At 61.9% G+C, this 10,668-nt stretch carries 7 protein-coding genes; 6 read left to right on the forward strand and 1 reads right to left on the reverse strand.

Going from position 1 to position 10,668, the window contains the following annotated elements; translation table 11 throughout:
• A partial coding sequence (locus tag ACXJKO_RS26490; RefSeq protein ID WP_457094042.1) for a DNA-directed RNA polymerase subunit beta occupies nt 1-1,024 on the forward strand: 1,024 nt, incomplete at its 5' end.
• Nucleotides 1,025-1,133: 109 nt separating this feature from the next.
• Entirely contained in the window at nt 1,134-5,309 is a 4,176-nt protein-coding gene (rpoC, locus tag ACXJKO_RS26495) for a DNA-directed RNA polymerase subunit beta' (protein WP_457094043.1), read from the forward strand.
• 73 nt (nt 5,310-5,382) lie between these two features.
• Here rpoC and ACXJKO_RS26500 read toward each other — a convergent pair whose 3' ends face one another.
• Nucleotides 5,383-7,044, reverse strand: a complete 1,662-nt coding sequence (locus tag ACXJKO_RS26500; RefSeq protein WP_457094044.1) for a glycosyltransferase family 4 protein — start codon at nt 7,042-7,044, stop codon at nt 5,383-5,385.
• Nucleotides 7,045-7,495: 451 nt separating this feature from the next.
• On the opposite strand from ACXJKO_RS26500, the gene rpsL reads away from it, so the two are divergent.
• The 4 genes from rpsL to ACXJKO_RS26520 all read left to right on the forward strand — a co-directional run.
• On the forward strand, nt 7,496-7,867 hold the full coding sequence (gene rpsL / locus ACXJKO_RS26505) for a 30S ribosomal protein S12 (RefSeq protein WP_009764294.1): 372 nt from the start codon (nt 7,496-7,498) through the stop codon (nt 7,865-7,867).
• Between the two features lie 36 nt (nt 7,868-7,903).
• Nucleotides 7,904-8,374, forward strand: a complete 471-nt coding sequence (rpsG, locus tag ACXJKO_RS26510) for a 30S ribosomal protein S7 (RefSeq protein ID WP_457094045.1) — start codon at nt 7,904-7,906, stop codon at nt 8,372-8,374.
• Between the two features lie 18 nt (nt 8,375-8,392).
• Nucleotides 8,393-10,468: an elongation factor G gene (gene fusA / locus ACXJKO_RS26515; RefSeq protein ID WP_457094046.1), complete on the forward strand. Its 2,076-nt coding sequence runs from the start codon at nt 8,393-8,395 to the stop codon at nt 10,466-10,468.
• Nucleotides 10,469-10,513: 45 nt separating this feature from the next.
• Nucleotides 10,514-10,668 (forward strand): GTP-binding protein (locus ACXJKO_RS26520; RefSeq protein ID WP_457094047.1); only part of this gene is annotated, 155 nt, incomplete at its 3' end.

A 10,668-nucleotide genomic window follows, 5' to 3' on the forward strand; every position in this document is an offset into this window, starting at 1 on the left:
GCAGTACGACGAGTCGAAGAAGCGCCTTGAACAGCGCTTCCTCGACAAGGTCGAGAAGCTGCAGCGCGGCGACGAGCTTCCGCCCGGCGTCATGAAGATGGTCAAGGTCTTCGTGGCCGTGAAGCGCAAGATCCAGCCCGGCGACAAGATGGCCGGCCGTCACGGCAACAAGGGTGTCGTGTCGCGCATCGTCCCGATCGAGGACATGCCGTTCCTCGAGGACGGCACCCATGCCGATATCGTGCTCAACCCGCTCGGCGTGCCGAGCCGCATGAACGTCGGTCAGATCCTCGAGACGCACCTTGGTTGGGCTGCTGCCGGTCTCGGCAAGCAGGTCGCCCAGGCGGTCGACGCGTACATGAAGTCCGGCCAATCCAAGGGCCTGCGCGAGCAGCTCGTCTCGATCTACGGCAACATGCCGGAAATCGACGAGGCCTCTGACGAGGAGCTGGTGGATCTCGGCAACAAGCTGCGTCGCGGCGTTCCGTTCGCCACGCCCGTCTTCGACGGCGCGAAGGAGTCGGACATCGAGGCGATGCTGGCCAAGGCAGGCCTCGATCCGTCGGGTCAGGTCACGCTGTATGACGGCAAGACCGGCGAGTCTTTCGACCGCAAGGTGACTGTCGGCTACATCTACATGCTGAAGCTGCACCACCTCGTGGACGACAAGATCCACGCCCGCTCCATCGGCCCCTACAGTCTCGTTACCCAGCAGCCGCTGGGCGGCAAGGCCCAGTTCGGCGGTCAGCGCTTCGGCGAAATGGAGGTCTGGGCGCTCGAGGCTTACGGCGCTGCCTACACCCTTCAGGAAATGCTCACGGTCAAGTCGGACGACGTGGCCGGCCGTACGAAGGTCTACGAAGCCATCGTTCGTGGCGACGACACCTTCGAGTCGGGCATTCCGGAGAGCTTCAACGTTCTCGTGAAGGAAATGCGCTCGCTCGGTCTCAATGTGGAGCTGACCAACTCCAAGAAGGCTGCCAACGAAGCGGAGCAACTGCCTCCGTCCGAGGCGGCCGAGTAAGCGCCAAGGCGCTGATGAATTCGACGTTCGGCCGCGACATTGATGTCGCGGCCTCATGCAATTGCCGGCGAGGGTGCTTATCTAGCGCCCTCCAGCCCAGGAGACGGCGATGAATCAAGAGGTCATGAATCTCTTCAACCAGACGGCCCAGCCGCAAAGCTTCGATCAGATCAAGATCTCGATCGCAAGCCCTGAGAAGATTCTGTCCTGGTCCTACGGCGAAATCAAAAAGCCGGAGACCATCAACTACCGCACGTTCAAGCCCGAGCGCGATGGCTTGTTCTGCGCGCGGATCTTCGGCCCGATCAAGGATTACGAGTGCTTGTGCGGCAAGTACAAGCGCATGAAGTACAAGGGCGTGATCTGCGAGAAGTGCGGCGTCGAGGTGACGCTTGCGCGCGTTCGTCGCGACCGCATGGGCCATATCGAGCTCGCGGCTCCCGTCGCGCACATCTGGTTCCTCAAGTCCCTGCCGAGCCGCATCGGTCTGCTGCTCGACATGACCCTGAAGGATCTGGAGCGCATTCTCTATTTCGAGTCCTACATCGTCGTCGATGCCGGCCTGTCGCCCCTCAAGGACCGTCAGCTGCTGACCGAGGACGAGTACATCCGTGCTCAGGACGAGTTCGGCGAGGACAGCTTCACCGCCATGATCGGCGCGGAAGCCATCCGCCGCATCCTGCAGGAGCTCGATCTCGAGAAGACGGCTCAGGAGATCCGTGAGGAAATCGCGGTCACCACGTCCGAGCTGAAGCCCAAGAAGCTCATGAAGCGCCTCAAGATCATTGAGGCTTTCGTGCAGTCGGGCAACAAGCCCGAGTGGATGATCATGACGGTCGTTCCGGTGATCCCGCCTGACTTACGTCCGCTCGTGCCACTCGATGGCGGCCGCTTCGCGACCTCGGACCTGAACGATCTGTACCGTCGCGTCATCAACCGCAACAACCGCCTGAAGCGGCTCATGGAGCTGCGCGCTCCGGACATCATCGTGCGCAACGAGAAGCGCATGTTGCAGGAGGCGGTCGACGCCCTGTTCGACAACGGCCGCCGCGGCCGCGTCATCACCGGCGCCAACAAGCGTCCGCTGAAGTCGCTCGCCGACATGCTGAAGGGCAAGCAGGGCCGCTTCCGTCAGAACCTGCTCGGCAAGCGTGTCGACTATTCCGGCCGTTCGGTCATCGTGGTGGGCCCGGAGCTCAAGCTCCATCAGTGCGGCCTGCCCAAGAAGATGGCTCTCGAGCTCTTCAAGCCGTTCATCTACGCCAAGCTCGACGCGCGCGGCCTGTCCGCCACCGTCAAGCAGGCGAAGAAGCTCGTCGAGAAGGAGAAGCCCGAGGTTTGGGATATCCTGGATGAGGTCATCCGCGAGCATCCGGTGCTGCTCAACCGCGCCCCGACGCTCCACCGCCTCGGCATCCAGGCCTTCGAACCCACCCTGATCGAGGGCAAGGCGATCCAGCTGCACCCGCTCGTCTGCGCCGCGTTCAACGCGGACTTCGACGGCGACCAGATGGCCGTCCACGTGCCGCTCTCGCTCGAGGCGCAGCTCGAAGCCCGCGTGCTGATGATGTCCACCAACAACATCCTGCACCCGGCCAACGGTCAGCCGATCATCGTGCCGTCGCAGGACATCGTTCTGGGTCTCTACTATCTCTCCATCGTCTCTGACGGTCAGCCCGGCCAGGGCAAGGCCTTCTCCGACATGGGCGAGATCGAGCATGCCCTCAACGAGAAGGTGATCACGCTCCACTCCAAGATCCGCTATCGCTGGGAAGGCCTCGGCGACGACGGCAAGCCCGTCTCCAAGATCTATGAGACCACCGCCGGCCGCGTGATGCTCTCGCGCCTTCTGCCGAAGCACCCGCTGCTGCCCTACGACGTCGTGAACAAGCTCATGACGAAGAAGGAAATCTCGGGAATGATCGATGCCGTCTACCGCCACTGCGGTCAGAAGGAATCGGTGATCTTCTGCGATCGCATCATGGGCCTGGGCTTCTACAATGCGTTCCGTGCCGGCATCTCGTTCGGCAAGGACGACATGGTGATCCCGGAGAACAAGTGGTCCATCGTCGAGGAGACCCGTGCTCTCGCGAAGGATTACGAGCAGCAGTACCAGGACGGCCTCATCACCCAGGGTGAGAAGTACAACAAGGTCGTCGACGCCTGGGCGAAGTGCTCGGATCGTCTTGCCGGTGAGATGATGAACCGCATTTCCGCGGTTCAGAAGGACGAGCATGGCCGCGACAAGCAGGTCAACTCGATCTACATGATGTCTCACTCGGGTGCTCGTGGTTCGCCGGCTCAGATGAAGCAGCTCGCTGCCATGCGCGGCCTCATGGCCAAGCCGTCGGGCGAGATCATCGAGACGCCGATCATCTCGAACTTCAAGGAAGGCCTGGACGTTCTCGAGTACTTCAACTCGACCCACGGCGCCCGTAAGGGTCTGGCCGACACCGCGCTCAAGACCGCGAACTCGGGTTACCTGACCCGCCGTCTCGTGGACGTGGCGCAGGATGCGGTCATCCGTGAGACGGATTGCGGCACCGAGAGAGGCATCAAGATGCGCGCCATCATCGACGCCGGCCAAGTGGTCGCGTCGCTGGCCTCGCGTATCCTAGGCCGTTCCACAGCCGAGGACCTGTTCGCTCAGGACGGCACCGTGATCGTGCCGAAGGGCACGATGATCGAGGAGCATCACCTGGAGTCCATCGGCGCTGCCGGCATCCAGGAAGTGAAGATCCGTTCCGTGCTCGTCTGCGAGTCCAAGAACGGCGTCTGCGCCACCTGCTACGGCCGTGACCTGGCTCGCGGTACGCCTGTCAACCACGGCGAGGCTGTCGGCGTCATCGCCGCGCAGTCCATCGGTGAGCCGGGCACCCAGCTCACCATGCGTACCTTCCACATCGGTGGTGCGRCGCAGATCGCCGACTCGTCCTTCATCGAGTCGAGCTTCGAAGGCACGATCGGCTTCCGCAACAAGAACATTGCGCGCAACTCCGACGGCGATCTCGTCGTCATGGGCCGCAACGTCGCTGTTGTGATCACCGGCTCGGACGGCACCGAGCGTGCGGTTCACCGCATGCAATATGGCTCCCGCCTGAAGGTGGACGAGGGCGACACGATCAAGCGCGGCCAGCGTATCGCGGAGTGGGACCCTTACTCCCGTCCGATCCTGACCGAGATCGACGGTATCGTCGGCTACGAAGACCTCGTGGACGGCGGCTCGATCATCGAGTCCATGGACGAGTCGACCGGCATCACCAAGCGCGTGGTCATCGACTGGCGCGGATCCCCCCGTACGGCGGACCTGCGTCCGGCGGTCATCATCGAGGGCAAGGGCGGCAAGATTGCCAAGCTCGCCCGTGGCGGTGACGCCCGTTACCTTCTGCCCGTGGATGCGATCCTCGCGGTCGATCCCGGCTCGAAGGTGAAGGCTGGTGACGTGCTGGTTCGTGTTTCGACGGAAAGCGCCAAGACCCGCGACATCACGGGCGGTCTGCCGCGCGTGGCGGAGCTGTTCGAGGCCCGTCGTCCGAAGGATGCGGCCATCATCGCGGAGAAGTCCGGCACGATTCAGTTCGGCCGCGACTACAAGAGCAAGCGTCGCCTGACCCTGACTCCGCACGATGGCTCGGAGGCCGTGGAATACCTGATCCCGAAGGGCAAGCACATCCACTTGCAGGACGGAGACGTTGTCGAAATCGGCGACTTCATCGTGGACGGCAATCCGGCCCCGCACGACATCCTTGCGATCAAGGGCGTCGAGGAGCTGGCAGCCTACCTCGTGAACGAGATCCAGGAGGTCTATCGTCTCCAGGGCGTGCTCATCAACGACAAGCACATCGAGGTGATCGTTCGCCAGATGCTGCAGAAGGTTGAGATCACGGACGGCGGCGACAGCGAGTTCCTCAACGGCGAGCAGGTCGATCGTCTCGAGTTCGAAGAGGCCAACGAGCGTCTCGTGTCCGAGAAGAAGAAGCCCGCCGAAGGCGTGCCGGTTCTGCTCGGTATCACCAAGGCCTCGCTGCAGACCCGCTCCTTCATCTCGGCGGCGTCCTTCCAGGAGACCACCCGCGTCCTCACCGAGGCGGCGGTCAACGGCAAGGTCGATACCCTCGAGGGCCTCAAGGAGAACGTCATCGTCGGCAGCCTCATCCCGGCTGGTACGGGTGCCATGACCTCTCAGATCAAGGCTGTCGCTACCCACCGGGACGAGCTGATCCTCCAGCAGAAGCGCTCGGAATCGGCTGCCCAGGTCAGCGAGCTGCCCCCGGCAGCCGAGTAAGCTTCCAAAGCTTAGATTAAGAATCGAGAAGGCCGCCTCAGGGCGGCCTTTTCTGTTTCAGGCTTCTTTCGTTTCAGGTTCCGCCAACGGGCGCGTCGATCTTTGCGAGACCGAACTTGGTGAGCCACAGGAGCGAGCGAATGGCGCGCTTGAACTCTGTTTGCGCGCTCCTTTCCAGAATGTTCTTCACTGTCACGCTCTCAGCACCAAGGTTGAGCCAAAGCGTTTCGAGTGAGGCCGCGCTGATGCCGGCGGCTGAATCGACCAAAAGCACTTTTAGCTGAAGCCGTTCCTTTACCTCGTCGAGGCTGATGCCCGGTTCTTGGCGAACCCTGTGGTCGAGCGAGAGGATGGAAGAGGGAAAGCTGGCGAAGATATCGTAAGGATCGGGCCTAGCCGGGCGATAGGACATAGGCGTGCTGGAGGCAGGCGAGGGGGCTCCTTCCTTCCGAATGCGGCCAAGATTGTCCCAAAGGTTTTCATAGGCGCGTACGATAACCTTCCAGTCATAGACTTCCCGTGCACGCGCCACGCCGTTGGCGCCGAGCTTGCGGCGCAGGTCGGCATCGGAAGCAAGTCGGTCGATGGCAGCCGCTGTCGCCTCGATATCGGCCACGATGCCGAGAGAGGCCTGGCCGATGAAGACGTCATAACTGTCAATGTCCAGGGCATAACGGACCGAGAGGTCCAGCCCGGCCCCCGCTGGCGCCGCCAAGGTGGGAACGGTAAAGCCATCGGTCCCATTCCGCACCGTGTCCTTGTAGCCGTCCCAATCCGTCACCACCACTGGCAGGCCGGCGGCCATGGCCTCAATGGGAGTTAGGCCGAACGTTTCCTGGATGTTGTCCGACAGGGAGCAGAAGATATCGGCGGCAGCCCAAGCTTTCGTGCGCTCTTCTTGTTTGCGGCCATCGAGCACGATCGAGCGTACCGAAGGGCAAAGCTTGGCCCGTGCGGTCTCCAGTGCCTGGGCAATGAGATCGCTGGCCGTCCAGCCGCATTCCACGAGAACCAGGCGGTGCTTCTTGGCGAGGCGTTCCAGAGCGAGATACATGGGCGCCGGGTTGGCCTTGGCGTGAAAGGACAGCCTCCCGAGGAACAGGACGACCACCTCGTCCGGCGCGAGCCCGAGCGCGGCCCGGGCCTGATCCCGATGAGCCGCATATCCGGCTTGGGCGTCGCAATCGACCCCGAGGGGAATCACCGGCAATTGGGGCGTCACGAACTTCGTCGCGCCGACCCGTTGCCTGAGATACTCAGCCTGTCGCTCCAGAAGCTTGACGATGACGTTGCGGGAAACGCTCGAGGTGCAGATCACTGCATCCCAAGGCTGGATCGGAAGGGTGAGCCATTCCGTGATCGCGTCCATGGTCCGGTCGGAGGACAGGGTATGGTTCACGCCGCAAAGGCTCCAGGATCGTGCCCCGTAAAGCTCGCGGGTCCAAGCCTGAGAGGCATTGATCGTGGCAGGCGTAAAGAGACAGCCGACCTTCGCAAGGTCGGCCTGGTGCTCCTGGAGCACGATGCGCGGGTCGGCGGCCGGGTTCAAGTCCTTGACGAAACGGCTAAAATCCTGCCCGGCCGCGACGTTGCGGACAAGTCCGGTGATCTGCGGACCCGAGGCGTGGCGGGCGAAGGCTGAGAGGAAGCCGAAGCCGGCGAAGTGCCGGCCCATGGGCTTCGCGTGGCCCACATCGAAGGCTTCGTTCTCATAATGGATGACTGCACTCGCCACGCCCCAACTCCTGCTGCTCGGCACCCTTGCCGATACCCTTGCATGAGCCGAGAATAGAACTATCTAACAGAATAGGGTAGCCGCTACCCGATCTTGGCCGGACCCTTTACGGGTGGTTAGCGAAACCTGTTGACTTTCCGCGACTCGGGCGCTAGAGAGACCGGACTTTCCGGCTGGCCGTAGGTTTTAGCGAGTTGAAGCGCCTAGCTTCGACCCATGCTGCCTAAACGCTTCCGAACTCAACCTTGACTGACACTTGTCAGATTTAGGGCACGACCGTGGTGCAAAACATCGTGGTCCTCTGCAATCGCACCGCGCCAAGGGCTTTTCCAAGTCAATGGCGTGGCTTCGTTTTGTGCAGCCGAATTAGGCCCGCAGAAACGCAGGATGCGGCGTTTAACCGTTGAACTCAAAGGCCACCGGGTCGGTGGCTGGTGAAAGAGGGCACAGGATGCCAACGATCTCTCAGCTGATCCGCAAGCCGCGGACGGCGCAAAAGAGCCGGAATAAGGTTCCCGCGCTTGAGGCCTGCCCGCAGAAGCGTGGCGTGTGCACGCGCGTTTATACCACGACCCCGAAGAAGCCGAACTCGGCTCTGCGTAAGGTCGCAAAGGTCCGCCTGACGAACGGCTTCGAAGTCATCGGGTACATCCCGGGCGAGGGCCACAACCTTCAAGAGCACTCCGTGGTTATGATCCGCGGCGGCCGTGTGAAGGATCTTCCCGGTGTCCGTTACCACATCCTCCGCGGYGTGCTSGAYACCCAGGGCGTCAAGAATCGTAAGCAGCGTCGTTCGAAGTACGGCGCGAAGCGKCCGAAGTAAGCCGTCAACACTCATTATTTAGGTCGGAGCTAGCTCATGTCCCGCCGCCATAGCGCCGAAAAGCGTGAGATCATCCCGGATCCGAAGTTCGGTGATATCGTCGTTACGAAGTTCATGAATTCCATCATGTACGACGGCAAGAAGTCTGCTGCCGAAAGCATCGTCTACGGTGCGTTCGACATCGTCGAGAACCGCGCCAAGGCGAACCCGCTCGAGGTCTTCAAGCAGGCCCTCGACAACGTCGCCCCGGCGATCGAGGTTCGTTCCCGCCGCGTTGGTGGTGCGACGTACCAGGTTCCGGTCGAGGTTCGTACGGAGCGCCGTCAGGCTCTCGCGATCCGCTGGATCATCCAGGCCGCCCGCGGCCGCAATGACAAGACCATGATCGAGCGTCTCTCCGCTGAGCTGCTCGATGCCTCGAACAACCGCGGCAATGCCGTCAAGAAGCGCGAAGACACCCACCGGATGGCTGAAGCCAACCGTGCGTTCTCGCACTATCGCTGGTAACGGCAAGGAGCTTAGGCGATGCCCCGCACGCACGCGATTGAGGACTACCGTAACTTCGGCATCATGGCGCACATCGATGCCGGCAAGACGACGACGACTGAGCGCATCCTGTACTACACCGGTAAGTCCCACAAGATCGGTGAAGTGCACGAGGGTGCCGCCACCATGGACTGGATGGAGCAGGAGCAGGAGCGTGGCATCACGATCACTTCCGCTGCCACCACCTGCTTCTGGAACGACAAGCGTCTGAACATCATCGACACCCCCGGCCACGTCGACTTCACCATCGAAGTCGAGCGTTCGCTGCGCGTGCTCGACGGCGCCGTCTGCGTTCTCGACGGCAACCAGGGCGTCGAGCCCCAGACCGAGACCGTTTGGCGTCAGGCCGACAAGTACGACGTTCCCCGTGTCGTGTTCGTCAATAAGATGGACAAGACCGGCGCGAATTTCTTCAACTGCGTCGAAGACATCATCAAGCGCGTTGCCGGCAAGCCCGTCTGCCTTCAGCTCCCCATCGGCGCTGAGAGCGACTTCAAGGGCGTGATCGACCTCATCAAGATGAAGGCCCTCGTTTGGTCGGGTGAGGCGCTCGGCGCTTCTTTCGACGAAGTCGAGATCCCGGCCGACCTGAAGGATCAGGCGATCGAGTATCGCGGAAAGCTCATCGAAGCCGCCGTCGAGATGGACGATGACGCCATGGTCGCCTACCTCGATGGTCAGGAGCCTGACGACGCGACCCTGCGCCGTCTGGTCCGCACCGCCGTGCAGCGCCGTGCGTTCCACCCGGTTCTCTGCGGTTCGGCGTTCAAGAACAAGGGCGTTCAGCCGCTTCTCGATGCGGTCGTGGACTTCCTGCCGTCGCCTGCCGACCGTGAAGCTATCCAGGGCATCGACTTCAAGACCGAAGAGCCGACGATCCGTAGGCCGAAGGACGACGAAGGCTTCTCCATGCTCGCCTTCAAGATCATGGACGATCCCTTCGTGGGCACCATCACCTTCTGCCGCGTCTATTCGGGCAAGGTGAATGCCGGCGAAACGCTGCTCAACTCGTCTCGCGACAAGAAAGAGCGCGTCGGCCGCATGCTTCTCATGCATGCGAACAACCGCGAAGACATCAAAGAGGCCTATGCCGGCGACATCGTCGCTCTTGCTGGCCTCAAGGAAGTCCGCACCGGCGACACGCTCTGCGATCCGGCCAAGCCCGTGATCCTCGAGCGCATGGAGTTCCCGGAGCCGGTGATCGAAATCGCCATCGAGCCGAAGTCGAAGGCCGACCAGGAAAAGCTTGGTCTGGCTCTCTCGAAGCTCGCTGCCGAGGACCCGTCCTTCCGCGTTTCCACCGATCAGGAATCCGGTCAGACGATCCTGAAGGGCATGGGCGAACTTCACCTCGACATCAAGGTCGACATTCTCCGTCGGACCTACAAGGTCGAAGCGAATGTCGGCGCTCCTCAGGTGGCCTACCGCGAGACGGTCACGAAGAAGACCGAGGTGGACTATACCCACAAGAAGCAGACTGGCGGTACTGGTCAGTTCGCTCGCGTGAAGCTGGTCGTCCAGCCGAACGAGACGGGTGCAGGTTTCTCCTTCGACTCCAAGATCATCGGTGGTGCTGTTCCGAAGGAATACATCCCGGGCGTCGAAAAGGGCCTCCAGTCGGTCGTGGGCGCTGGCGTCGTCGCCGGCTTCCCGGTGGTCGATCTCAAGGTCGAGCTCATCGACGGTGCCTTCCACGAAGTCGACTCGTCGGCTCTGGCCTTCGAAATCGCTTCTCGCGCTGCGCTCCGTGAGGCCCTGCAGAAGGGTGGATCGGTTCTGCTCGAGCCGGTGATGAAGGTCGAAGTCACGACCCCTGAAGACTACACGGGCTCGGTCATCGGTGACTTGAACTCCCGTCGTGGCCAGATCCAGGGTCAGGACATGCGCGGCAACGCCGTGGTCATCAATGCGATGGTCCCGCTCGCCAACATGTTCGGCTACGTGAACACCCTGCGCGGCATGAGCCAGGGACGTGCGAGCTACACCATGCAGTTCGATCACTACGAGCAGGTGCCGTCGAACGTGGCTGCCGAGGTTCAGGCGAAATACGCCTGAACCCACTAAAACGAATTTTGGAATATCAAAGGAACGGGTGCCACGATGGCGAAGGAAAAGTTTCAGCGCAACAAGCCGCACTGCAACATCGGAACGATTGGTCACGTTGACCATGGCAAGACGTCGCTGACGGCTGCGATCACGAAGGTTCTGGCGGAGGCCGGCGGCGCGACGTTCACAGCGTACGACCAGATCGACAA

This window comes from Microvirga sp. P5_D2 (genome assembly GCF_054049475.1).